We start from the raw sequence: 25,599 nt of genomic DNA on the forward strand, positions 1-25,599 counted from the left end.
CGGTTTTACTTTTTTCGGCTTATGGTCATCAAATCTAAAATCGTAAATCCAAAATCGTAAATAAAGAAATGAGTAATATCATCGCCATTGTAGGCCGACCAAACGTAGGCAAATCAACCCTTTTTAACAGATTAACAGAAAGTCGTAAGGCTATTGTTGATGATTTTAGTGGTGTGACCCGCGACAGACATTATGGTAAGGCCGAATGGACCAACAGAGAATTTACTGTAATTGATACAGGTGGTTATGTAGCAAATTCTGAGGATTTATTTGAAGTGGCTATCCGCGAACAGGTGGTCATTGCTATCGAAGAAGCTACAGTAATCATTTTTATGGTTGATGTAACTACAGGTATTACCGATTTGGATGATGACATTGCTGATTTATTACGCAAGGGTAAAAAGCCTGTTTTTGTGGTAGTAAACAAAGTAGATAACACGGCTTTAGAAAATGAATCTTCTGTTTTTTATAGCTTTGGCTTAGGCGAAATCCATACCATCTCTTCAATGACTGGTTCTGGAACTGGAGATTTGTTAGACGAAGTAATCAAGCATTTCGAAGATATTCCGGAAGAGGAAAATGCTCTGCCGAAAATTACCATTGTGGGTAGACCAAACGTGGGTAAATCATCTTTAATTAATGCCCTAATTGGTAAAGACAGGAATATAGTAACGCCAATTGCAGGTACTACTAGAGATTCTATCCATATCCATTACAACCAGTTCGGTCACGAATTTATGTTTATTGATACTGCAGGTTTGCGTAAAAAAACCAAGGTAAAAGAAAACATCGAGTTTTACTCGGTAATGCGTACCATTAAGGCTTTAGAAGATTCTGATGTAGTGATGTTGATGCTAGATGCTCAGGAAGGTATCGAATCGCAGGATATCAATATTTTTCACTTAGCAGAGAAGAACAAAAAAGGGATTGTGATTTTGGTGAATAAATGGGATTTAATTGAGAAAAACAATAAAACCATTAAAGAATTTGAGGAGCAGATTAAGCACAAATTGCAACCATTTACGGATGTGCCAATTATTTTTATCTCGGTTTTAAATAAGCAAAGGATTTTCCAATCTATCGAGAAAGCGCTTGAAGTACAGAAAAACCGTAGCAAGAAAATTCCTACTTCTAAACTGAACGATGTGTTATTGCCAATTATCGAGGCCTACCCGCCGCCAGCATTAAAAGGAAAATACATTAAGATTAAGTATATCACTCAAATCAATGGTGTAGCGCCAATGTTTGCGTTTTTCTGTAACCTACCTCAGTACATTAAAGATCCTTACAAACGTTTCTTAGAGAATAAACTTCGTGAAAACTTCGATTTTTCTGGAGTGCCAATTCAAATATTCTTCAGACAGAAATAAGCATAACACCTTCTCTCCATCTTAGGGAGAGATCCCGATTTATCAGGAGAGAGGGTTTTAAAAATACAATTTCATTAATTCCTATACATCCCGTCTTTGCGAGGAGGTACGACGAAGCAATCTCATTTGATCGGGATTTGAAATCAACATAAATACATTTGGGCAACATCAGTCCTGCTGTACGCTGTAATCTTTTTGTTGACCACTTCTGTCATCCAGAGCCTGTCGAAGGATATTTCATAGGAAACAGATGCTTCGATAAACTCAGCATGATAGGTTATTTAAGGGAAGCCAACAAAAAGTATTTCCGCTGCCATCAGGTTTATTTTACAAAAGTCTTTGCTACTATAAACTAATCAGTTAAAGAAGCCGAAGGTTTCGAATTATTATAGCAAGCATATGTTTTCTATGTTCGACCCCTACAGGGTCGCATAATAGCCTGTAATCCGCTATGGACATTTGACCACGATGTGGTCTTTTTAGTGGATGCCGACTTTGAACGTGATGAGGAGCTTTTGTGTGCATGTACAAATCGAAACTTCGTAAGTTTTCAAAACTTACGAAGTTTAACAAAGAAGGACAAAAAAGTATTTCCGCTGCCATCAGGTTTATTTTACAAAAGTCTTTGCTACTATAAACTAATCAGTTAAAGAAGGCTAAGGTTTCGAATCATTAAGCAAGCATATGTTTTCTGTGTTCGACCCCTACAGGGTCGCATAATAACCTATAATTTGCTATAGACATTTGACCACGATGTGGTCTTTACGGTGGGTACCGACTTTGAACGCAATGAGGGGCTTTAGTTACACAAGCCTACATTAAATAGTCCTTATTGTAGCGGCATCTTCAAACGAGCGCTAGCGAGATTGAAATATAGCGAAAAGAAGGACTTGCATCAATAAAACTACTGTAACTGCGCTTCAAAAAATATTTGAATTGATATCACCGCTTTGCGGTTTTTGAAACCTATAATAATTGCAGTCTTTCGGACTTGATGTTGATTTAAAAACCCATAATAATAGCAATCTTCAGAGTTTTGTTGATAAACAATTCTTAATTTTACGCTATGCAAAGTTCTATTCAGGTGGTTAACAGTACGCCAAATGATATCGATACCATTTTCGATTTTTATGATTTGGCCATCGAACATCAAAAAAAAGTTTCACCGAAACAATGGCAAGGTTTTGATAGAAAATTGGTAAAAGAGGAAATTGCTGAAAATAGACAGTACAAAATCTTGGTTGACGGCAAAGTTGCGGCAATATTTGCAGTAACTTATAGCGACCCTCATATTTGGTTAGGCAAAGATGACGAAGCTGCGGTTTACATTCATCGTATCGTCACCCACCCCGAATATCGCGGTTACGGTTTTGTGAAAGTAATTATCGATTGGGCGAGGGCATATAGTAAAACAACGCCATTAGATTACATTCGCATGGATACTTGGGCAGATAACGAGCGTTTGTTGAAGTATTACACTGGTTGTGGCTTTAATCATGTTGGAGAGATTAAAATAGCTCCAAACAGTGGCTTACCTAAACACTATGAAGGCATTACTTTGAACTTGTTTGAAATTGAACTGTAGATTGGCTAACTGTTTGGATTGCTTAATCGGTTAACTGAAAACTGCTAACTGAAAACTGATTAAGCTCTCGTGTCGTTGCCGTGAAAAATACTCTGATAGCTATCATAACGTGAAGGCTCAATTTCTCCTTCTTCCACCGCTTTAATAATGGCGCAGCCGGGCTCATTAATGTGTCTGCAATTGTTGAACCTGCATTGATTTAATCTATCTCTCATTTCTACAAAAAAGTGGCTCAGTTCTTCTTTTTCGATGTCTACGATGCCCAGTTCTCTAATTCCTGGCGTATCTACCAAATAACCCCCAAAAGGTAAATGGTGCATTTCGGCAAAAGTAGTAGTGTGCTGACCTTTGTCGCTCCATTCACTTACTTCACCAGTTTTCAATTCGAAGTCGGGGAGGATAGCATTAATTAAGCTAGATTTTCCTACACCAGAGTGACCAGAAAATAATGTGGTCTTGTCTTTAAGCAGTGCTTCAATTTGCGAGATATTTGTGCCTTCTAGCGCCGAAACTTCATAGCAAGGATAGCCAATGTTTTCGTAAATCGATTTGTAATCAGCCAATATAGCTAAGCCATCTTCATTATATAAATCGAGCTTGTTAAATACCAAACAGGTTGGAATATCATAGGCTTCGGCAACTACCAAAAAACGGTCGATAAATCCTAATGAGGTACGCGGCGAGGCAAGGGTTACAATCAAAAAAGCTTGGTCTAAATTTGCGGCAATAATTTGCGATTGCTTGCTTAGGTTAATCGACTTACGGATGATATAGTTCTTACGTTCATGCAGCTTATCAATTACACCGGTATCTGCGTTTGGCTCTAGCTCAAAACCTACTTGGTCGCCAACAGCAATCGGATTAGTGGTTTGTATGCCTTTAATCCTGAACTTCCCTTTGATACGGCATGAGTAGGTATTGCCATCTTCGGCAAAAACTTGGTACCAACTCCCTGTAGATTTTATAACTAATCCCTGCATATTTTGGGTAAAGGTAACTTTGAAAGTTGAAAGTTGAAAGCCTTCGCTTCATTATATTTTACACCTTAGGCACCTTAGCACACTTAAGGCTAAAGCATTTTAAAAACTTAGATTTTCTTAGGTGTCTAAGGTGGTTCATTTTAAAAATAAAAATGCCCCAACAATTTGTCGAGGCATCTTCTTTAGATTTTAATATTTCTTAATCCGCGAAATCGAAAGTTTCCATAAACTTAGTGGTAAAGTTACCAGCTCTAAAGTTAGGGTCTTTCATCAATTTCAAGTGGAATGGAATGGTAGTTTTAATACCTTCGATTACAAATTCGCTTAAAGCACGTTCCATAGTACAAATTGCTTCTTCCCTAGTTTGTGCAACACAGATTAGCTTAGCAATCATCGAATCGTAGTTAGGTGGAATTTGATAACCTGCGTAAACATGTGTGTCTACACGTACACCATGGCCACCTGGTGAGTGGAAATTCGTGATTCTTCCTGGTGAAGGACGGAAGTTGTTGAACGGATCTTCTGCGTTGATACGACATTCGATAGCATGCATATCTGGCGTATAATTCTTGCCAGAAATTGGAATACCTGCCGCTACTTTAATCTGCTCTTTAATCAAATCGAAGTTAATTACTTCTTCCGTAACTGGATGCTCTACCTGGATACGAGTGTTCATTTCCATGAAGTAGAAGTTACGGTGTTTGTCTACCAAAAACTCAACTGTTCCAGCACCTTCGTAGTTAACAGCCAAGGCTCCTTTAATGGCAGCTTCTCCCATTTTTTCACGTAACTCTTCAGTCATGAAAGGAGAAGGGGCTTCTTCAACTAATTTTTGGTGACGACGTTGAATAGAGCAATCTCTTTCTGATAAGTGACAAGCCTTGCCAAATTGATCACCAATGATTTGGATTTCAATGTGACGAGGATCTTCGATGTATTTCTCTAAGTAAAGACCATCGTTACCGAAAGCTGCGCCAGACTCTTGACGAGCACTGTCCCATGCATTCTCAAATTCTTCGTCTTTCCAAACTACACGCATACCACGACCACCGCCGCCTGCTGTAGCTTTTAAAATTACCGGATAACCTACTTCGTTAGCTAGTTTAATACCTTCTTTTACGTTTTCCAATAAGCCTTCAGAACCTGGAATGGTAGGTACGCCAGCAATTTTCATGGTCTCTTTAGCCGAAGCTTTATCGCCCATGCCATTGATTTGCTCTGGAGTAGCACCAATAAATTTAATCCCGTAATCACGGCAAACTGAAGAAAACTTCGCATTTTCAGACAAGAAACCGTAACCAGGGTGTATTGCGTCTGCATTAGTCAATTCTGCTGCAGATATAATGTTAGGGATACTTAAATAAGAATCTTTGCTTGGCGGTGGGCCAATACAAACAGCCTCATCGGCAAAACGAACGTGTAAGCTTTCTCTATCAGCTGTAGAGTAAACTGCCACGGTTTTAATGCCCATTTCCTTACAGGTACGGATAATACGCAAAGCGATTTCGCCCCTGTTGGCAATTAATATTTTTTTAAACATAATTTCTCCTTAATTAGCTGATTAGCTAATTGATTAATTTGCTAATTAAATAGGTTCAACTAAGAATAACGGTTGGTCGTATTCTACTGGAGACGCATTGTCTACTAAGATTTTAACGATACGGCCAGAAACTTCGCTTTCGATTTCGTTGAATAATTTCATTGCTTCGATGATACATACTACTTTGCCAGTACCTATCTCGTCACCAACGTTTACAAACGAAGGTTTGTCTGGACTTGCAGAGCGGTAGAAAGTACCGATCATTGGAGATTTTATCGTAATGTATTTAGATGTGTCTTCTGTAGCTGCTGCTGCTGCAGGTGCTGCTTGAGCAGGCGCCGCAACTGGTGCTACCGGTGCTGCTACAACTGGAGCTGCCACAGGTACTGCTGCGTTTACATAAACTGGATTTTGGTTAGTTTTGATGGTAATTTTAAAGTTTTCTTGCTCTAAAGAAACTTCATTCACTCCCGACCGAGAAACAAATTTTATAAGTTCCTGAATTTGTTTAATATCCATTCTCTTTTTGCTATGTTAAATTATTGTTGTGTCTATTTGAATTAGTAAAGGTAAGATTTTTATTAGTTTTTTAGGTGTTTGGTTTTTTTGTTGTTTAGTGTAATATAGTCTACTAAACAGCTAACCATCTAACTAACCAAAAAACTAACTATTATAAGCCCACTTAAGGTAAACCGAACCCCAAGTAAAACCTCCGCCAAAAGCGGCTAAAATAATATTATCACCTTTTTTAAGTTGGCTTTCCCATTCCCATAGGCATAAAGGAATCGTACCGTTAGTGGTATTGCCATAACGCTCAATATTTACCATTACTTTCTCTGAGTCTACACCCATTCTAGAAGCGGTAGCATCGATAATGCGTTTATTAGCTTGATGAGGCACTAACCATGCTACGTCATCAGCAGAAAGACTATTTCTTTCCATAATTTCTGCAGCAACATCTGCCATATTGGTCACGGCAAATTTAAATACGGTTTGTCCTTCTTGATGTGCATAGTGTTCTTTGGCGTCAATGCTTTCATGGCTTGCAGGTCTTACTGATCCGCCAGCTTTCATACCTAAGAATTTACCTCCCGAGCCGTCGGTTCTTAAGATAGAATCTTGCAAACCAAAACCTTCTTCGTTAGGCTCTAATAATGCGCAGCCACAACCATCACCAAAAATGATGCAAGTAGTGCGGTCTTCGTAATTAATAATCGATGACATTTTATCGCCACCAACTACCAACACTTTTTTATGTTTACCCGATTCGATAAATTGGGCACCTGTGGTTAAACCAAAAAGGAAACCAGAGCAGGCCGCCTGTAAATCGTATCCCCATGCATTGGTAGCACCTACTTTATCAGCAAGCACGTTTGCCGTAGCTGGAAAAGTAAAGTCTGGAGTTGTAGTACAGAAAATGATCAGGTCGATTTCTTTAGCATCAATACCTCTTTTTTTCAAAAGACCGTTAACGGCTGGTACAGCCAAATCAGAAGTGCCTAAGCCTTCACCTTTTAATATTCTTCGCTCTTTAATACCGGTTCTACTGGTAATCCATTCATCTGAAGTTTCAACAAGTGTTTCTAACTCTTCGTTAGTTAAAACATAATCAGGAACGTAACCATTAACTGCGGTAATAGCAGCGTGAATTTTACTCATTTTGTATCTATTTAATTATCGGAATGCGGCTTGTATTTTACCTACCAATCCAGTATTAATCATATCCCGAGATTGGAAGATCATGTTCTTCACAGCGTCAGGGCTCGATATACCGTGTCCAATTAAAACAGGTGCATTTACACCCAATACAGGGCTTCCACCATAATTCTCATAATTGAAACGATCAAAAAACTCATCTTTAAGCCCCTTTTTGATAGTAAGTACGTAAAACGATTCTGCTAATTTTAGCATAATGTTCCCTGTAAAACCATCGCAAACAATGACGTCAGCTTTGTCGTTAAACAAATCTCTACCTTCTACATTGCCAACAAAATTGAAGGATGCTTTTTCTTTCATCAAGCGATGACTGGCTAAGGTAAGCATGTTACCTTTTTCATCTTCCTCGCCAATGTTCATCAAAGCCACCTTCGGATTTTCAATTTGCATTACGTACTCCGCATACAAACTACCTAAAACGCCAAACTCCAATAAGTTATCTGGTTTGCAATCTGCATTGGCGCCAACATCTAATAGTAAGCCTGCGCCACCTTTTAACTTAGGTACAATAGTACATAAGCAAGGTCTAGAAATGCCTGCAATTGGCTTTACACTGAAAACAGCGCCTACCAACATAGCGCCAGAGTTACCTGCGCTTGCAAACGAATCTATCTTGCCTTCCTTTAATAATTGGAAGCCAACAGAGATGCTAGAATTAGGTTTTTGAAGAATAGCTTTTGTAGCATGTTCGCCCATACCAATAACTTCCTCGGTATGTACGTATTCGAAGTGATCCGGATTGAATCCTTGTTCAGAAAGTATCGGTTTAATCTGCTGTGTATCGCCAATAAGCACTAAATGCTCGTTAGGAGACAGGGACTGATGGGCAGCTATTGCTCCCAAAACAATTGCTTTGGGAGCATAGTCTCCACCCATAATATCGAGACCTATTTTCATAGTAAAATCTTTTGTGTTAAAGCCAGAGGCTATATTTCTATTAAGCTAAGTTAACCTTAAACTAACGGAAAACACAAAAATTTTTCAGAAAATTAACCTATAGAAGTGTTTTCTATTACCAATTTACCGTTGTAGTAAAGGTTACCATCAACGTTATAAGCTGTGTGTGGAATGTGTACCGCACCAGTAGTTTGGCAAGTAGTTAATGAAGGCGCTTCAGCTTTGTAGTGCGTTCTTCTTTTATTTCTTCTTTGTTTAGAAATCTTGCGTTTAGGATGTGCCATTACTTGATTTTTTTAATTGCTATTTTAATTTTTTCAGCGCTTCCCATCGTGGGTCGTCACTTTGTTCTTCTTGCTCTTCGTGTCCTACTGCTAGCTTGTCTAAGGTGTTTAGCATTTGCTCATCGCAGGTTTTTCCAGCTTGCTCACATTTGTTGATGAAAGGTACAGCTACGGTAATGAATTCATAAATTAATTCAGAAACGTCTATAGCTGTCTCTTTTCTAGGTAAAACGATGATTTCTAAATCTTCAATCTCGTCTTCTTCTATCGCCTCAGCAAATTTTACAATCTGTCTTTCCTTTAATTCAATTGGCTGTTTAAAATCAGATAAGCAAGTGTCGCAGTTTAATTGTATGGCGCCCTCAATATGGAAACCTAAAATCAACATTGTTTCTTGTCTATCTAGTTCAACTTGAGCTTTAAGCGTTCCGTCTTTAACTAAAGAATGCTCAAATGCATCAAAAAAGCTTTTATCTATTTCGAATTCGAAAGAGTGCTTTCCCAATTTTAAACCTGTAAAGGGGATAGAAAATTGTTTTAATGCTTTCAATTGTAACTAAATTTTAGCCTGCAAAGGTATGAATTATTTTTTTAAATGAAAATGTTTTTAGAAAAATGAGGAGTAGAAAAATTCACTTGTAGAGTCAGACGTAAATTATTTGAAAAACAATGTCGGTAAATCTTGGCTAAGCCAGCCCTTCTTTACGCTTTACGTCGCTCGTTACACTTCGCTGTGTGTTCGCTCCAATAAGGTTTATTATACAAAGAAACTGCAGGATGACGAGGCTTTTGGGGCTATGCTAATAAATATTCAAAACCATATCATTGCCACTTCTAGACCATTCGCTCCAAGAGCCTACATATAAGCTAGGGATAGGTAAATCTGCATAGGCAAAGGCTAATAAGGTATGGCAGGCCGTTACTCCCGATCCGCAATGCACAATGATATTTTCTGATGCTGTATGTTTAAAAGTATCGTTGTATTTTTTATTTAAAAAAGACGGATTCTGAAATGCACCAAACTCATCTAAATTTTCGGTAAGGGGAATGTTTACAGCGGTAGGAATATGTCCAGCAATTAAATCCAATGGCTCCACTAATCCATCGTATCTGTTTTTAGCTCTAACATCAACAATGATTTTATGCTTGGTTTTGCTAGCTTTTTCAACTTCTTCAATGGTTGCTAAAGGTAATTTCCATTCCGTTATGGAAGTATCTATTTTAGTGGGTATAGGCGTTTCCAAATGAGCATTACTTGGAAAGCCAATATTCAATGCTGCCTTAAAGCCGCCATTTAGCACTTGAATGTTTTTGTAACCAATTGACGTAAGCATCCACCAAAACCTAGCTGCCGCATTTGCACCATTTTTATCATCGTAAATAACTACATGACTTTCGGGGCTAATACCTAGCTTACTAATGGTTTCCGCAAATTTGTTCGGAAGAGGTAAGGGATGTCGGCCTCCATTGGCGGGATCTTCAACGGCAGTAGACAAATCATTTTCTAGGTCTACAAAGTAAGCTCCAGCTAAATGGTTAGCCAGATAACGCTCTTTTCCGCCACCATCGGCATCTATAAGTATGAACTCTTTATTTTGAACCTTTAGTTTGAGTAAATCTTCAGGTTGTATAATTGGAGAAATCTTACTCATTTTTTGAAGGTTTAGTTGGCGTCGTCTTTAATATCTCCAGCAGTCTCAATAATTTTACCACCAGTTCTTAACTGATTACGCAACAAGTTTTCTTGTTCTCTGCGGTTTTTCACAATGTGGATGGCAGCGAAAAGCGCTTCCATAAATGAAGTTGGATCAGCTTGGCCTTTACCTGCAATACCGTAACCAGTTCCGTGGTCAGGAGAAGTACGTACAAACTTTAATCCTGCGGTGTAATTTACGCCAGTTTCAAAAGCAATAGTTTTAAAAGGAATTAAGCCTTGGTCGTGGTACATCGCTAAAACCGCATCAAATTGTTTATAGGTTCCATTGCCAAAAAAACCATCAGCAGGATATGGACCGAAGCAAATAATGCCTTTGTCGAATGCCTCTTGGATAGCAGGTGAAATCACTTCTGCTTCTTCGCTTCCCAACAAACCATTATCGCTAGCATGTGGATTTAAGCCTAGTACAGCAATTTTTGGTTTTTCGACCCAGAAATCCTTTTTCAAACTTTCGTTAATCAGCTGTAGTTTTTTAACGATTTTTTCTTTGGTAATGCTCTTGGCTACTTCAGTTACAGGAATATGTCCAGTTACTACGCCGACACGTAAAGTATCGCTTACCAAGAACATCAGTACATCGTTGCTGCCACTTCTTTCTTGTAAGTATTCTGTATGTCCAGGGAATTTAAAATCTTCCGACTGGATGTTGTTTTTATTAATTGGAGCGGTCACTAATGCATCAATAGCACCGCTAACTAAATCGTCGGTGGCTTTTTGTAACGATAGAAAAGCATATTTTCCACCAGTTTCGTTGGCCTTACCTAATTCGATTTTAACATCTTCTTCCCAACAGTTAATCATATTGGGTTTGTGCGCCACTGCTGCTTCCGCATTTGGAATTACATTGAACATGAAATCGCTAAGGTGTAAAGCTTTGCGATGAAAAGAAGCGACTTTAGTGTGGCCGTAAACAATTGGCGTACAGTAATCTAAAATCTTGCTTTCGGCAAGTGTCTTTAAAATCACCTCTAAACCAATACCGTTAACGTCGCCTATACTAATTCCTATCTTAATTTTGTTGCTCATGCTGATGTTTAAATTTAGCGCAAAATAAGGATTATTAAGGTTAACCACAAAGACACGAAGAACACAAAGTGTTTATTGAAGCACAAACTGACCTTTTAACTACGCAATCGTATCTCGATAATTATCGGGACTAAAATCGTAAATCATAAAACCGTACCTTTGGCGTATGAGTTTAGTTAAAGCAAAAAAACACTTAGGGCAACATTTTCTAACGGATAAAAACATTGCACAGCGAATTGTGGATGGTTTAATCCATACCGACAAATACAATCAAGTATTGGAAGTTGGACCAGGAATGGGAATCTTATCTGATATTTTGTTGCAACGAGAAGATTTGGAAACTTTTCTCATTGATATTGATACCGAATCTTTCGACTTCTTGAGGGAGAAATATCCGCAACTGGGAGATAGATTAATTAACGGCGATTTCTTGAAGCTGAGTTTTGAATCCATCTTTCCAGGCAAATTTGCTGTAATTGGCAATTTCCCCTACAATATTTCTTCGCAGATTTTATTCAGGATTTTAGAGAACCGCCAAAATATTGTAGAAATGGTAGGCATGTTTCAAAAGGAAGTTGCTGAGCGTTGTGCCTCTAAGCCTGGAACAAAAGAGTACGGGATTTTGAGTGTGTTTATTCAGGCCTACTATCATATTGAGTATTTGTTTACCGTAAAGCCTGGAACTTTTAATCCGCCACCAAAGGTGAATTCTGGCGTAATTCGTTTAACTAGAAACGAAGTTGAGGAACTGGATTGTGACGAAAAATTATTTTGGAGAGTAGTAAAAGCGGGCTTTAATCAGCGTAGAAAAACTTTGCGCAATGCTGTTTCTGCAGTAGTGCCGAGAGATAAATTAGGCGAACATCCATTTTATGAAAGAAGGGCGGAAACTTTAACTGTGCAAGATTTTGTTGAACTGACTAATTTTTTAGCAACTAGGTAATGCAACTATAAGAGGAAACGAAGTGTCTTTATGGGTATGAAAAAAGTATTTTACACATTTCTTTTATTATTCTTAGTAACGCTTCATGTTTCAAAGTCAATAGCACAGGAAAATCAAAATCAAGCAGATTTAGAAGCGCTTTACACTGCCATTCAAAAAACACCTTCGTACAAAAAGCGGCTTAAAGGAGACAAAGCTTACCAGCAATTGTATGAAGATGTGAAGCTGAAAATTGCGAAGGCTGGCGAGATAGAAGCTTTCAGGCAGTTAAGCAAATTGGTCTCTGCTATTAACGATAATCATTTAGGGTTTTACCGTACGCCCGATACAGCTTTGAAAATGTCTTATTTTTTGATGGGACAAGATAAGCCAGGCGATATAATGAAGAGGGTTCGTCCTAAGTTTGAAAGTGATTTAGAAGGTGTTTATTTTGCCTATAATCGACCGTATGGTTTGTACGAAAAAGGAGATAAGGTGTACCAGGTCATGAATTTAGTCGACGGTTTTATAATGGCAGAAATTTTTCATACACCTTATGGTGGTTACGACGTGCTATTGTATGGTAGTCTTCAACTAATTAAAAATACGAGGTTGGTTAATGGAACACTGTTAGGAACACCCTTTACAAAGTCTCGGGAGAAGAAGTTTTCGATATTAGATAAAGGCAATGAGAACTTTGAATATAAAATCCTTAATGATAAAATTGGTTATTTGAGATTGAGCAGTTTTAGTTCTAGTACTGAGAATATCAAAAAATCGGAAGTGTTTTACCAAAAGATTTCGGATACGTTAGAAACGACGAACTTAATAGTTGATGTGAGAAATAATGGCGGTGGCGGATTTAAAACCTCTCAAAAATTTATCAACTTGCTTAAAAAGTATAAAGGAAACATTTTTTTACTGCAAAACTCTGCAACGGTGAGTAACGCCGAACAATTTATTTTGGAATTAAAACCTTTGAAAAAGGTAACTACCTTAGGTGAACAAACCAGAGGTACCATTACTTTTGGGAGTAATTATGGTGCAAAAATAGTACTGCCAAGTGGTCGTTTTACTTTTTATCCTACAGATATGAAAGGCACTAATAGAGATTTAGCCTATGAAAGTAAGGGGATTAATCCTGATATAACATTAGATGTTTTTAAAAGCGATTGGATAGAACAAACTTTAGAATACATCAACAAGAAGCCTTAAAAGCATGAACAAAAAGATATTAATTGTAGATGATCTACATCCATTTTTTAAAGAAAGAGCAGCAGCTTTAGGTTACGATATAGATGATAGACCTGAAATTACCAGAGCTGAAACTTTAGCTGCTGTGGCAGATTACGATGGCATTGCTGTACGAACCAAATTTAGGATAGACAAAGAAATTTTTGATGTAGCTCCGAAATTGAAATTTGTGGCAAGAGCTGGTGCAGGATTGGATAACATTGATATCGACATTGCGAAAGAGAAAGGCATTGCACTTTTGGCTGCTAACGAAGGTAATATGGATGCTGTTGGCGAACATGCCGTTGGTTTGCTATTATCGCTGATGAACAACTTCCGCAAAGCGGATTTAGAAATTAGAAATGGTGCTTGGGATAGGGAAGGCAACCGAGGGTACGAACTGAAAGGGAAGACCGTAGGTATTATTGGCTATGGTTTTATGGGGCAAAGTTTTGCTCGCAAACTTTCGGGCTTTGGTGTAAATGTAATTGCCTACGATAAATATAAAGCTGGTTTTAGTGATGAATTTGCTAGAGAAGTGAGTATGGAAGAAATTGTTAAGCATAGCGATGTACTAAGCTTACATATCCCTTTGACTAGGGAAACCAAACAGATGGTTGACGATGAATATTTCTTTCATTTTAAGAAACCTATCTTTTTTATCAATACAGCTAGGGGAGAAATTGTAAATACCAAAGCCGTACTGAATAATATTGCAAATCAAAAGATTTTAGGTGCAGGATTAGATGTTTTGGAGAAGGAGAAATTTCCAACATTGGTTGAGCAAGAATGGTATGACGCCTTGAAAACCAACGAGAAAGTAATTTTAACACCCCACGTTGCTGGCTGGACTTTCGACTCTTACCGTAAAATTTCTGAGGTTTTGGCGGATAAGTTGGCTAAAATCAGCGGATAATTTTCTAAATTGCTGCTATAAACAAAACAATTTAAAGCAGAGGGATGAATGCGAGACTAGTCTCAAATCTCAGATCTCGATACTCATATCTATTATGGCTAAGCAACATATTTACGAAACCAACTTGGTTTGGATGGGAAACAAGGGTTCGGGAACCATGGACTACCGTTCTTACGATAGAGATTTTACTGTGGAAATAGATGGTAAAGAGCCGCTTTCTGGTTCTTCGGATTCTATTTTTCTAGGAGATAAAACCAAATACAACCCTGAAGATTTGATGTTGACATCAGTTTCTTCTTGCCATATGTTATGGTTTTTGCACCTGTGCTCTAAAAATGGAATTGTGGTGATAGAATATAAAGATAGAGCAAAAGGGACGATGACCGAGAGTCCAGATGGCAGTGGTAAATTTACAGAGATTCTTTTACGCCCAGAGGTGGTAATTTCTAAGCCAGAAGATATTTCTTGGGCAAATTCCTTACACGCAGAAGCAAATAGAATGTGCTTTATTGCAAGCTCATTAAATTTTCCGGTAAAGCATAAAGCGGCTTGTACTGCTATTGGGGTGTAAGATTGCTTGTTTCCCGCTGATGTGCACAGATAAGAAAAACGCAGATTTTCGCAGATCTCACAAATTTAATCTGCGGTTAAATTTGTGAGATCTGCGGGAGAAAATTGAGTTGCCTAAACCGGATTGAAACGGCGTGTTTTTTGTTGCTGATGCTTCGACAAGCTCAGCATGACACGATAACAAAAAAAAACAAAGTGTAAAGCAGGACTATCGGAACAGATAAAATGCAGGTTTTGCTTTTCAAAAAATAAGTACAATGATTTTGGTCACAGCCTTGCCAATTTGAACTAAATTTTGGTGCATTTATTTGCTTTTTTGGTTTAAGGCTTATATCTTCGTTTTTAACAGCGCAAGACTATGTGGGTTAATCCCTATGTAGTCTTGTTTGTTTTTTATAGGACTAAAGAAAAGAAATAGCGCTATGGCAGATATTACCTATTACACTAAAGAAGGGTTAGATAAACTTAAAGAAGAGTTACATCAGTTAAAAACTGAGGGAAGAGCTTCGATTGCAAAAGCGATTGCAGAGGCTCGTGATAAAGGCGATTTATCGGAAAATGCAGAGTACGATGCGGCTAAAGAAGCACAAGGTTTGCATGAGGCCAAAATTGCGAAATTAACGGTTGTTTTAGCGAACTCTAGGTTGTTAGACGAATCGAAATTGGATTTGACTAAAGTGTTGGCGCTTTCTATCGTTAAAATCAAGAATGTAAAGAATGGTGCTGCCATGACTTACCAATTGGTTGCTGAAAGTGAAGCTGATTTGAAATCGGGAAAAATATCGGTAAAATCTCCTATTGCTCAAGGGTTATTGGGTAAATCGGTAGGTGATAAAATTGAAATTGAAGTGCCAGCAGGCAAAATTGAATTCGAAATTCTGGAAATCTCTAGATAATAACTACGTTACGAGTTACGGGTTACGAGTTGTAAGTTTTACAGCCTAGCCCGTAACAGGTAACTCATAACCAGTAACCACATGAGTAGCATTTTCTCTAAAATAGTAGCAGGCGATATCCCAGCGCATAAAGTGGCTGAAACGGAAGATTTTTTAGCATTTCTGGATATCAGTCCTTTGGTTTACGGGCATGTTTTAGTGATACCGAAAAAGGAAGTAGATTATATTTTTGATATCGAAGATGACTTGTACCAAGGCTTGATGTTGTTTGCGAAGAAAGTTGCTGCTGGCATTAAGAAAGCCTATCCTTGCGATAGGGTTGGCGTGGCGGTGATTGGTTTAGAAGTACCACATGCGCATGTCCATCTGATTCCTATCCATACCATGAACGACATGAACTTTGCTAATCCGAAGTTGAAACTGAGCCAAGAGGAATTGGCGGAGGTTGCTGCGAAGATTAAGGCGGAACTTTAAGTCTAAAGTAAAAATTAGAAAGTGAAAAGTTTGAACTCGCAAATTTTCTCTTTCAAACTTCCCGACTTTCTGTCTATTTCAACTTTTCATTGTTTTGGTGTCTTTCCGCATCGCGGATGGATTTTTTCTCCAAGTTTTTTACCAATGCTTCATCTAGATTGATGCCTGTTTGATTGGCCAAGCACATCAGTACAAAAAGTACATCGGCCATTTCATCGGCTAGGTTTACTTCTTCATCACTTTTCTTGAAAGATTGTTCACCATATTTACGGGCCATAATGCGGGCAACTTCGCCTACCTCTTCCATTAAAATAGCGGTGTTGGTTAACTCGTTAAAATAACGGATGCCGGTAGTATTGATCCAACGGTCTATGGTTTCTTGTGCTTCGGTAATGGTCATGAGGTAAAGATAAGGATTGAAATAATATCCAATGGAACAATAATCAATTTCCAAACAACGAAAAAACTAATAAACCAAACAACTAACTAAATCATCATCAATAGCTCCATTGCTTCCAGTTCAAAGCCCACTGAAAAGTAAGTGCCAAAGAAAATCTTTGTTGCTTTTAAGGTTTGTGGTAAATAGCCGAAGAATTTTTTGAATGCATTTGTAAAATGGGTGGCATGTTTGTAGCCCACCACCTCAGAAATTTCTGTAATTCTGTATTTACCTGTAAGCAGCATTTCTTTCGCTTTTTCCATTTTGCAAGAAATCATGTGACCGAAAACTGTACAGCCAAATAGTAGTTTGAAATGCTTTTTTAAATATTGCTCGTTGGTACCGGCAGCTCTAGCTAAGGAAGAAATGCTGGGAGAGTTGCTCAAATCACTTTCTATCAGCTCTCTTACCAATATCATTTTTTCTACTTCTATTGCTTTTAACGTAGATGGAATGATTTTTTCTTCTTCGTATTGCGCTAATTGAAGACTAAGTAGCTCGATAATCTTTGCTTTAGTGTACAGGTTTTTGAGGTTTCTGCCAAAATCGCAATTTTCTATCTCAGTTACAATGCTCTTTAATTTAGGGCTTAGGTGCAGGTTGTTCTGAAACAGTTTTCCAATTCCAATTAAGTTGTACAGAGGAACGCCGTAATCTCTAGACATGTACTGAAGGAAAAACTTTTCTCCGAGGTAGATGTGTATCAAGTCGCAATCTTCGGTGTTGATAATGGTAGTGGTTTCTTCTTTGGGTAGATATAAAATGTTGTATTCTGCTTGTTTAAATATAGCTGGTTTCCTTTGTGCTGAGTTATTGAAGTTGCTACTTCCTTTGATACAGAACTGAATCAGCAGTAGGTTTTGGTCGGCAGAAATGGTGATGGGATTGGTGCCTATTTCTTCGGCCAAAAACTTCTTGAATAGAAATTTATGGAGTTGTAAGTTTTTTAAAACAGGCTGTGTTTCAGTACTGTCTGCTGTTGCAGGAATACTTAAACTAAGCGCTGTCGCTTTTTCTTTTTGCGTCGGTAAATTTTCGTATGATGTCATTCCTTAAAAAACGCTGGCTACTATATTTGCCGCAATTTACATTTATTTAGACTTCTTCTAAATAAAAATATGAAAATTATTAAGGAAGATGAAGCATTTTTTACTCTCGCTATTATTTACGGTAGCACTCAACTCTATTGTTAACGCTCAAACAGGGAATATTTCTGGCAAAATTACGATGGATAACGGTGAGTCAGTTGCAGGTGCAGTAGTGAATATCAAATCCTTAAATAAACAAACCATTACCGACGAAAAAGGAAACTATGCTATAAAAGGTATTGCTTACGGCAGTTATACTTTGGAAGTAGGTTCTATGGAGATTTTGACTAAAAAACAGCAAATCACTATAAATAAAGCGGAAAATACGATTAACGTTTCAGCTAAAGCTAGAGAAAAAAGCGATTTGCAAGAAGTTACTGTTCAGGGAAAAACAGAAAAGAAGAAGATGGAGACTAGCGGTTTTGCTGTGGCTATTATCGAAACTAAAGAAGCTTCCCTAAGAAACTTAACTACAAATGAGCTTTTGGATAGATCTGTAGGTGTTCGTGTGAGACAAAACGGAGGTGAAGGTTCTCCTATCGAATATAACTTGAACGGCATGTCCGGAAGTACCATAGGCCTGTTTTTGGACGGTATCGAGATTTCTACATATGGCTCGTCTTTCAACTTAAATAATATACCGCCATCAATGATTGAGCGCATTGAAGTTTACAAAGGGGTATTGCCGTCTCATTTAAGTGGGAATTATATTGGCGGGGCCATCAATGTCATTATGAAAAAAGATGCTTCGGCAAATAATATTACTGCGTCGGCATCTTACGGATCATTTAATACGTACAGAGGAGATATTAGTGGTTTATATAGAAATCCTAAAAATGGTTTAACTGTTCGTGCATCAGGTTTCTTTAGCCATTCTGATAATGATTATGAGATGTGGGGTAAGTTTTCTAAATACACGTTACCAGGACTTAAAGTGAGAAGGTATTACAGGACGAAACGACCAAATGATAAATTTGAAACTGTGGGTGGAAGATTTGAATTTGGTTTTTCTGATGTGAAATGGGCCGATCAGTTTTTTATAGGTTATAATGTTTCAGATACTTACAAAGAGATTCCCCATGGTTTAACAATGACTAAACCATACTTTGGTAGATTTAATGAATACCAAGCGCATGTTGTTAGTTTAAACTATAGCAAGAATAATTTATTTGTTGATGGTTTGTCGTTAAATGTAAATGCGGTACATAGTAGGCGTAGTACTTATTTGCAAGATACTGTTAGCTTAAAATACAATTGGGATGGGACTTTGCTAGTGAAGAATGCAGAAGGGCCACCTGAAACATTTGGCTACGAACCAGGAATGGGACAACAAGGGGAGGCCGTGATCAGCAATATCGATAGAACAATTTCTAATATTCGCTCAAACTTATCTTATATGATAGTATCTGGCCATCGTATTTCATTGAATCACAAATTCGAAAACTCTGACAGAAATGATCAAGATTTATTAAGGCCAGCAAGAAGTAAATGGATTACATTAAATGATCTAACAACTAATATCTGGGCAATGAACTACGAAGCAGAGATGCTAAAAGGAAGGTTAAAGTCTAATGTTTTTGGGAAATATGCTATTTATCAAACTAACCAAACTATTCCTTTGGGCGAAACAAATGGTGTGATATCCTATAACTACAACTCAACTAATCGTAATAATCAGGGCTTCGGGGGTACGTTATCTTATGAGGCTGTAAATAATGGTTTCGTAATTGTTTCTGCGGAGAAATCTTTTATTATGCCTACCGATCGCCATATCTATGGTGAGCCGGAAAATAATTTACTGCCTAATGCGGATATCTTGCCAGAATTGGCCATCAATTATAACGTAGGTGCTCGTTATGGATTCCAACCTGCCACTAAACATAAAATTAACTTATATGGTAATATGTTTTGGAGAAATGGTTACGATAAAATTATTCAGCAAACTCGCACCGATGCTGTAATTGAGGGTCGCGAAAATCAAGTAGAAGATATACAGGTTACGCAATTTGTTAATTTGTCAAAAACACAATCTGTAGGTTTCGAAGCAGAGATTAACTATATCTACGATAATAGGTTAAACGCAATGGTGAATTTTTCAAAATTTAATTCCCTATTTAAAGTAGTGTCAGATGAAAATGGAAACCCACACAGTTTGTATAATGCGCAAGTACCTAATGAGCCTTTTTTCACTGTAAATGCAAACATACAGTATAGGTTTAAAAATATTTTTCAAAAGAATTCTAACCTGAATGTTTATTACAATTCGGGCTATGTTGCTCCATTTAGTACCATATGGATAGAATCTGAGTGGTTTACCACGCCAACTCAATTTACACATGATTTAGGTGCTAGTTATCGTTTTCCGAGTGGGAAATTAGTTGCCAGTCTAGATGCTAAAAATATACTCAATGGGGAGATATATGACAATTTCGGGGTACAAAAACCAGGGAGAGCTTTTTATATCAAACTTAACTATACCATAAATAATTTTAAATAAGTAAGAAAATGAGAACTAGTTTTATTAAGACAGCATTGTTTGGGTCTGTATTAGCATTTAGTGCTTTAACCGGTTGTAAAAAAAGCGGAGATTCTGGAGAGATACCGGTTTCTGGTCCAGATGTTTGGGAAAGAAAATTTATTACATTAACGGGGGCCTTCCCTGATGCTGAAACTGCCACGGCTGGAAATGGTGGTACTATGGCATATGCAATAACCCTTGCAGAAGCTGCGAATCCAAATTTTGAAGTTAATGTTTTTAGCCAAGGTTATGGCTTAAGATCTCAGCGTACAGCACGTGTACAAGGCTCTATAAATGGTAATTTCTTATATAATATCCAATATACGGGTGCCGATGGCGGTATTTTTAATAAATATAAGGTTGAAGGACAAAAAAACTTCATAGATACTCGTGAAGAAGTGAATACTGAACCTATTTTAGGCACTTCTCCGCGTTGGGTGGTTGCTGCAGAAGGTATTGGTGTAGGAGTGTCAGCATCTACAAAAGTAAAAACCGTAGATAATAAAGAAGGTGCTGGAGCAATTTTTGAAAACATCACTAGTACGGCAAAAATTGCTGTAATTAATCTAAACGATCCAAGAGTTTCTCGCCAAGCAGAGTTCACTATTCCTTTTACAGAAGCACAAACAAAAGACGGATATCAAATTGGGCGTATTGATATGCCGATCTTAAATGCAGCTAAAACTAAATTGTTTATTGGTTGTAATTTATCGAGAACAGATGTAACCAAGCCTTCTACTGTTAATAATTCTGGTGCTCAAACTTGGTCATCGGCTGCAAGTACGTTGGGTACTGTTACGTTGGTGGTGGATTATCCTTCGTTGGCAAATCCTAAATTAATTTATTCTACACAAAGTAATTTTGGAAATAATGGATATCGTACAATGATTCAGCATTTAGGCACGGATGGACATATTTATCAAGGTACTGGAGTAAATACTACAGGCCAGCCGCACATACTACGTTTAGACAAAAATACCAATGAATATGATAATACATATTTATTTGATTTAAAAACTGCATTAGGAGCTTCTAACAATGTAGCAATTAGAGCTTGGAGATATATTAAAGATGGTATTGGTCTTGTTATGTATACAGAAACAGGTGTAAATGGAGGTTATCTTGCTCTAATAAATTTAACAACTAGAACTGCAACTAAATTAACTAATGTAGAAAATCAAACAGAAGCTGGTTTTTCTGGACTTACTGCTGCACAAAATGGAGGTACAGCATTAACTGGTACGTTTAGTCAATTCCAAAACATTGGTATAGCTGGCGATAATTTTTATGTACCAATGACTCCTAATGGTCTTGATGGTAATTTATATATCGTAAACTACAAAACAGGTGTTGTTACTAAAGGTGCTAAATTGAAAAACCAATCAGGAAGTTTCTATTTAGGTGCTTACTAATAAACTAACACGCTCAATAAAAAAACGTCCCGATTTAATGTCGGGACGTTTTTTTATTTATATAATCGTCAATCTAAAATCGTCAATTCCCTCATTCCTTATCCTTCGTATCCATCACTATCGTAACTGGACCATCGTTCAATAAGCTAATTTTCATATCAGCACCAAAAATACCGCAAGCAACTTGTTTGCCAATCAATGTACTTAACTGCTTTTTCATTTCCTCATAAAGAGGGATGGCTTTATCTGGTCGGGCAGCTCGAGTAAAACCAGGTCTGTTACCTTTCTTGGTAGAAGCATACAGCGTAAACTGACTAATCAGCAGAATATTTCCATCAATATCCGCTAGTGATTTATTCATCAAGCCATCCTCATCTCCAAAAACACGCATATTGGTGATTTTTTGCGCTAACCATGTTAAGTCTTCCTGTGTATCGGCATCCTCAATACCTAGTAAAACCAAAAAACCGTTGGCAATTTCTCCAGTAATTTCTCCATCTACTTTACAACTTGCTTCAGTTACTCTTTGTATCACTGCTCTCATCATTTACCGGGTTTAATGTTAATTTTGCCTTATGAACTGCAAGTATATATTGTTTTTCTTAATTCTGTTAATAGGCTGCCAACAAAAGCGTGAGGTAAACACCAGTTTTTACTTTTGGAAAACCGTGTATCAATCCAACGCTGTTGAACAAAGTTACTTGCGAGCTGCCAAAAGTAGTAAGCTATTTGTAAGAATTTTGGACGTAGATAGAAACCTTAACGGAGAAATTGCGCCTGTTGCTCCAATAAAATTTAAAGACCAAATACCTGCAGATTTAGAACTGGTTCCAGTGGTATTTATCGTTAACGATATACTTAAAGAAGTTAACGATGTGCAAATTGAAAAACTAGCTAAAAACATCGTAACTTTTGTAGATGGAAAGGTCAAACAAGCTGGAAAAGCCAGCTATGCGGAACTACAAATAGATTGTGATTGGACTGCAACTACCCGACTCAATTATTTCGCACTGCTAGAAGAAATCAAGAAGCACGTAGAAAATAAAGTAATTTCAGCTACACTGCGTTTACATCAGCTAAAAAATCAAGAGAAAAGTGGTATTCCGCCAGTAGATAAGGTTTTATTGATGTGCTACAACATGGGCAACCTTCGAAAATATGGTACACAAAACTCTATCCTAGAGGTTAAGGAATTAGAGAAGTACGTCGACAAAAACCTAGGATATTATCCAATGCCGACAGATATAGGTTTGCCCTTGTTCTCTTGGGCGGTGGTTTTTAGAAATCAAAGTTATGCTGGCATTTCAAAACGATTGAAATTTGAAGATTTGCAGAAAGAATCAAATTTTTTAAAATCCACTAACGGATTATATGTAGTAAAGACAGATTTGCCAGAATTTGGACTTTACAAAAATGATGAAATTAGATTTGAAGCAAGTAAATTTGAAGACATTAAGAAAAGTGCAGTTTATTTAAATCAACATTTATCAAACAAGCCCATCAACCTGTTATTTTATCATTTAGATGAACCCACATTGAAAAATTTTAAGACACATGAACTGGAAGAGATCAATCATATTTTGCGTTAGTTTTTTAACTGTATTTTTTGGCGAAATTGTAGTGAACGTTGCTTGCGGTGGCGAGATAGACCCCTACGATTATTACATTTCTTACTTCCATAATGATGTGCAGGGGAAAGACTACGACCAATTCAATTTCAGTGAGTGGGAATATCTTTATCACGACGAAGAAAAAGTAGATGAATATGATTTGAACAGTGCGGAATGGGCCAAGTACCTCAACGTAAAAAAGGAAGATGTGCGTAGCGTTATGTATGATAGTGACAGTACTAGCAATGTGCTTTTGGCAAATCTAACGAAGAAAAATTTGAAGCAACTGCCTCAAGATTTACAAGGGAATGCCTTCGTAAAAGCACTAGCTAAAAACAAACACGCCTTAAAATATTTTGCGTTTGCAAAGAGTTGTGAGCCATTAGCTACCGCTAATTACGACCCTTGGAATCCTGTAATGAGAGACAGCACGCAAATGATTGCTAAAGCAGAGCAAGCCATAAAACAGTTGGTGGAAGTAAGAAAAGATAATTTCCTAAAACTTCGCTACGCCTATCAGGCAGCCAGAATGTATCATTACGCTGAGAGTTATGCAGCTTGCAAAGCGGTGTACAAGCAGTATATAGAGCCTATTGCCTCTACAGATTTAGCCAAAGGTTGGGCAATGTCGGTGTATGCAGGTTCGGTTCGTTATGGAGGCGATCCTACAGAAGCGGCGTACCTATTCTCGAAAGTTTTTAACAGTAATCCCGAAAGACGAGTACAGGCCTACAAAAACTTTCACTATACCTCGGCAGCGGTAGAAGATGTGTTGGCATTCACCCAAAGTGACGAAGAAAAAGCACAAGTGATTGCTATTAAAAGTTTCGGTAATCCAGATTTTGATTTAGCTTCACTCAATAAGGTTTACAGCTACATTCCTAGTAGTTTAATGAACGGAACTTTATTGGTGAGAGAAGTTAATAAGCTAGAGAAATATTTTAACAAGCCTGGCGGATTTTCTAGAAACTATGATGATACAGATAATCGTAGCACTACTAAAAATACTAATTTATCTCAGCTAGAGCTCACTAAATCTTTTGCTCTAAAACTAGCGGCCGAAAAGAAATATCCAGAACCAGAATTGGGAATTATCAGTGCCGCTTACCTCAATTGGCTAAAAAAAGATGACGTTGCAGCAGCGGCTTTGTTGCAAAAACTAAATCCTTCAACATTAAAAGCCCGCTATCAAAATCAGTATCAAATCATTACGCTGTTGTTAAATGCAAGAAAGATTAAGCAAGGAACTTTTAAAGCTAACGACTTAGTACCAACGCTGAAATGGCTTGATGAAAGATGCAAAGAAAAAGTAGCACCTAAAGAAGATGATTATTTTGCCTCGAACAGAGAGAATAAGTTTTTGTCGACTACCCGCAATTTTTATCACGAATTATTGGTGCCAACTTACATGAAAATGGGCGATACTACCAGAGCAGCTTTACTCATGCTAAAAGGTGATTTGGATGTTGATACAACTGGTACTAAAGGGTTTTCTGCCGGAATGAGCTGGACATCGCTTGAGTTTTGGCAAAACTATTTAAGTTCATCAACATTAAGTAAGTTAGAAAAGAGATTTAATGAAAAGGCCGCAGGCGATTTCGACGTTTTGTTAAACAGAACGCTATCTAGAATAAGTAAGAATGATTTTTATGAGCTATATGGTACAGCTTACCTTCGTGAACATCAATACCAGAAGGCGCTAAAATGCTTTGAGAATCTGCCCGCTAATTATGAGTTTTTAACACCAAGCGATTGGTATGAAGATGAAAAATTATACGCCAATCCTTTCGAAACTACCATTAACGATTATCCGAAAAGATACACCAGTGCAACCAAAAAATATGATAAGAAATCTTTTGCGAAAGAAATGGTTCGATTGCAAAAGTTGGTAAGCACAGATAAGAAAAATGCTGCACAACATTATTTTAGAATGGCTAATGGCGTTTATCAAACTGGGTATTATGGCAATGCTTGGGCTTTAATCAGTTATAATTGGAGCTCGTACGCTGTTTACGAAAAGTCTAAATATGCTTACGACCAAGATTTTAAAATGGCAGCAACGGCTAAAAAATGGTATCTAAAAGCACGAAGTTTAAGCACCGATGTGGAGTTTAAAGCAAAATGTACATTCATGCTAGCCAAATGCGAACAAAAAAGCAAATCTAATCAGGTATTGGGCTTAAGTAACTGGTACGATATCAGCTATACCGAAAGAGATAACAGATTAGCTTACGTGAATAGTAAGAATGCTTATTTCGCAGAATTAAAGCAACATTACGGACAAACCGCTTACTACAAAAAAGCTGCTTACGAGTGTAGTTACCTGAGCGATTTTGTGGTGCCGACTAAGTAGCTTTAAGAGAGTGCTTTCTTAAGTCATGCTGCCCAATTTAATTGGACAGCGAA

General features: G+C 37.6%; 24 protein-coding genes. 12 read left to right on the forward strand and 12 right to left on the reverse strand.

Translation table 11 applies throughout. The features are described 5' to 3' along the window. Window positions 1-68: 68 nt before the first annotated feature. Both der and CRO54_RS13200 read left to right on the forward strand, forming a co-directional pair. On the forward strand, window positions 69-1,370 hold the full coding sequence (der, locus tag CRO54_RS13195) for a ribosome biogenesis GTPase Der (RefSeq protein WP_097132548.1): 1,302 nt from the start codon (window positions 69-71) through the stop codon (window positions 1,368-1,370). A 1,066-nt stretch (window positions 1,371-2,436) separates the two neighbouring features. Further along, window positions 2,437-2,955: a GNAT family N-acetyltransferase gene (locus CRO54_RS13200; RefSeq protein ID WP_205943990.1), complete on the forward strand. Its 519-nt coding sequence runs from the start codon at window positions 2,437-2,439 to the stop codon at window positions 2,953-2,955. A gap of 59 nt (window positions 2,956-3,014) precedes the next feature. On the opposite strand, the gene rsgA is transcribed toward CRO54_RS13200, so the two are convergent. The 9 genes from rsgA to pdxA all read right to left on the reverse strand — a co-directional run bounded on the left by rsgA (window position 3,015) and on the right by pdxA (window position 11,115). Beyond that, on the reverse strand, window positions 3,015-3,935 hold the full coding sequence (rsgA, locus tag CRO54_RS13205; protein ID WP_097132549.1) for a ribosome small subunit-dependent GTPase A: 921 nt from the start codon (window positions 3,933-3,935) through the stop codon (window positions 3,015-3,017). 199 nt (window positions 3,936-4,134) lie between these two features. Continuing rightward, a complete protein-coding gene (accC, locus tag CRO54_RS13210; protein WP_097132550.1) occupies window positions 4,135-5,475 on the reverse strand; it encodes an acetyl-CoA carboxylase biotin carboxylase subunit in 1,341 nt (446 codons plus the stop codon). Between the two features lie 45 nt (window positions 5,476-5,520). Continuing rightward, window positions 5,521-5,994, reverse strand: a complete 474-nt coding sequence (gene accB / locus CRO54_RS13215) for an acetyl-CoA carboxylase biotin carboxyl carrier protein (protein ID WP_097132551.1) — start codon at window positions 5,992-5,994, stop codon at window positions 5,521-5,523. Between the two features lie 144 nt (window positions 5,995-6,138). Continuing rightward, window positions 6,139-7,134 (reverse strand): beta-ketoacyl-ACP synthase III, encoded by a 996-nt coding sequence (locus CRO54_RS13220; RefSeq protein WP_097132552.1) that lies wholly within the window; start codon window positions 7,132-7,134, stop codon window positions 6,139-6,141. Between the two features lie 15 nt (window positions 7,135-7,149). Further along, complete coding sequence (plsX, locus tag CRO54_RS13225; RefSeq protein WP_097132553.1) at window positions 7,150-8,088, reverse strand: phosphate acyltransferase PlsX; 939 nt, start codon at window positions 8,086-8,088, stop codon at window positions 7,150-7,152. Between the two features lie 92 nt (window positions 8,089-8,180). Then, window positions 8,181-8,372 (reverse strand): 50S ribosomal protein L32, encoded by a 192-nt coding sequence (gene rpmF, locus CRO54_RS13230; protein WP_097132554.1) that lies wholly within the window; start codon window positions 8,370-8,372, stop codon window positions 8,181-8,183. Between the two features lie 19 nt (window positions 8,373-8,391). Beyond that, window positions 8,392-8,922, reverse strand: coding sequence for a YceD family protein (locus CRO54_RS13235; protein ID WP_097132555.1), 531 nt, complete (start codon window positions 8,920-8,922; stop codon window positions 8,392-8,394). A gap of 250 nt (window positions 8,923-9,172) precedes the next feature. Beyond that, window positions 9,173-10,024, reverse strand: a complete 852-nt coding sequence (locus tag CRO54_RS13240; protein ID WP_097132556.1) for a sulfurtransferase — start codon at window positions 10,022-10,024, stop codon at window positions 9,173-9,175. Between the two features lie 11 nt (window positions 10,025-10,035). Next, entirely contained in the window at window positions 10,036-11,115 is a 1,080-nt protein-coding gene (gene pdxA / locus CRO54_RS13245; RefSeq protein ID WP_097132557.1) for a 4-hydroxythreonine-4-phosphate dehydrogenase PdxA, read from the reverse strand. Window positions 11,116-11,281: 166 nt separating this feature from the next. Here pdxA and rsmA point away from each other — a divergent pair, with 166 nt between their 5' ends. From rsmA to CRO54_RS13275, 6 genes are all read left to right on the forward strand, one after another. After that, on the forward strand, window positions 11,282-12,058 hold the full coding sequence (gene rsmA / locus CRO54_RS13250) for a 16S rRNA (adenine(1518)-N(6)/adenine(1519)-N(6))-dimethyltransferase RsmA (protein WP_097132558.1): 777 nt from the start codon (window positions 11,282-11,284) through the stop codon (window positions 12,056-12,058). Between the two features lie 36 nt (window positions 12,059-12,094). Then, window positions 12,095-13,252 (forward strand): S41 family peptidase, encoded by a 1,158-nt coding sequence (locus CRO54_RS13255; protein WP_171047910.1) that lies wholly within the window; start codon window positions 12,095-12,097, stop codon window positions 13,250-13,252. 4 nt (window positions 13,253-13,256) lie between these two features. Beyond that, complete coding sequence (locus CRO54_RS13260; protein ID WP_097132560.1) at window positions 13,257-14,186, forward strand: 2-hydroxyacid dehydrogenase; 930 nt, start codon at window positions 13,257-13,259, stop codon at window positions 14,184-14,186. Between the two features lie 94 nt (window positions 14,187-14,280). Continuing rightward, entirely contained in the window at window positions 14,281-14,757 is a 477-nt protein-coding gene (locus CRO54_RS13265) for an OsmC family protein (RefSeq protein ID WP_097132561.1), read from the forward strand. Between the two features lie 421 nt (window positions 14,758-15,178). Continuing rightward, window positions 15,179-15,652 (forward strand): transcription elongation factor GreA, encoded by a 474-nt coding sequence (gene greA, locus CRO54_RS13270; RefSeq protein WP_097132562.1) that lies wholly within the window; start codon window positions 15,179-15,181, stop codon window positions 15,650-15,652. A gap of 81 nt (window positions 15,653-15,733) precedes the next feature. Continuing rightward, entirely contained in the window at window positions 15,734-16,126 is a 393-nt protein-coding gene (locus CRO54_RS13275; protein WP_097132563.1) for an HIT family protein, read from the forward strand. Between the two features lie 73 nt (window positions 16,127-16,199). On the opposite strand, the gene CRO54_RS13280 is transcribed toward CRO54_RS13275, so the two are convergent. Both CRO54_RS13280 and CRO54_RS13285 read right to left on the reverse strand, forming a co-directional pair. Continuing rightward, window positions 16,200-16,526 carry a nucleotide pyrophosphohydrolase gene (locus CRO54_RS13280; protein ID WP_097132564.1) on the reverse strand — a complete coding sequence of 109 codons (327 nt, stop codon included), beginning with the start codon at window positions 16,524-16,526 and terminating at the stop codon, window positions 16,200-16,202. An 86-nt stretch (window positions 16,527-16,612) separates the two neighbouring features. Beyond that, on the reverse strand, window positions 16,613-17,614 hold the full coding sequence (locus CRO54_RS13285; RefSeq protein ID WP_097132565.1) for an AraC family transcriptional regulator: 1,002 nt from the start codon (window positions 17,612-17,614) through the stop codon (window positions 16,613-16,615). Window positions 17,615-17,702: 88 nt separating this feature from the next. Here CRO54_RS13285 and CRO54_RS13290 point away from each other — a divergent pair, with 88 nt between their 5' ends. Both CRO54_RS13290 and CRO54_RS13295 read left to right on the forward strand, forming a co-directional pair. Beyond that, the gene (locus CRO54_RS13290) at window positions 17,703-20,150 is read left to right on the forward strand and encodes a TonB-dependent receptor (protein ID WP_097132566.1); all 2,448 of its coding nucleotides are present in this window, start codon (window positions 17,703-17,705) and stop codon (window positions 20,148-20,150) included. 8 nt (window positions 20,151-20,158) lie between these two features. Beyond that, window positions 20,159-21,583 (forward strand): hypothetical protein, encoded by a 1,425-nt coding sequence (locus CRO54_RS13295; protein ID WP_097132567.1) that lies wholly within the window; start codon window positions 20,159-20,161, stop codon window positions 21,581-21,583. Window positions 21,584-21,674: 91 nt separating this feature from the next. Here the strand turns inward: CRO54_RS13295 and dtd are convergent, their stop codons facing one another. Next, on the reverse strand, window positions 21,675-22,127 hold the full coding sequence (dtd, locus tag CRO54_RS13300) for a D-aminoacyl-tRNA deacylase (RefSeq protein ID WP_097132568.1): 453 nt from the start codon (window positions 22,125-22,127) through the stop codon (window positions 21,675-21,677). 31 nt (window positions 22,128-22,158) lie between these two features. Here dtd and CRO54_RS13305 point away from each other — a divergent pair, with 31 nt between their 5' ends. Further along, a complete protein-coding gene (locus CRO54_RS13305) occupies window positions 22,159-23,172 on the forward strand; it encodes a hypothetical protein (RefSeq protein ID WP_097132569.1) in 1,014 nt (337 codons plus the stop codon). Next, window positions 23,138-25,546: a hypothetical protein gene (locus tag CRO54_RS13310; protein ID WP_097132570.1), complete on the forward strand. Its 2,409-nt coding sequence runs from the start codon at window positions 23,138-23,140 to the stop codon at window positions 25,544-25,546. The genes CRO54_RS13305 and CRO54_RS13310 overlap by 35 nt, the downstream gene beginning before the upstream one ends. The last annotated feature ends 53 nt before the right edge of the window (window positions 25,547-25,599 follow it).

It is taken from the genome of Pedobacter xixiisoli (genome assembly GCF_900215335.1).
Classification (GTDB): domain Bacteria; phylum Bacteroidota; class Bacteroidia; order Sphingobacteriales; family Sphingobacteriaceae; genus Pedobacter; species Pedobacter xixiisoli.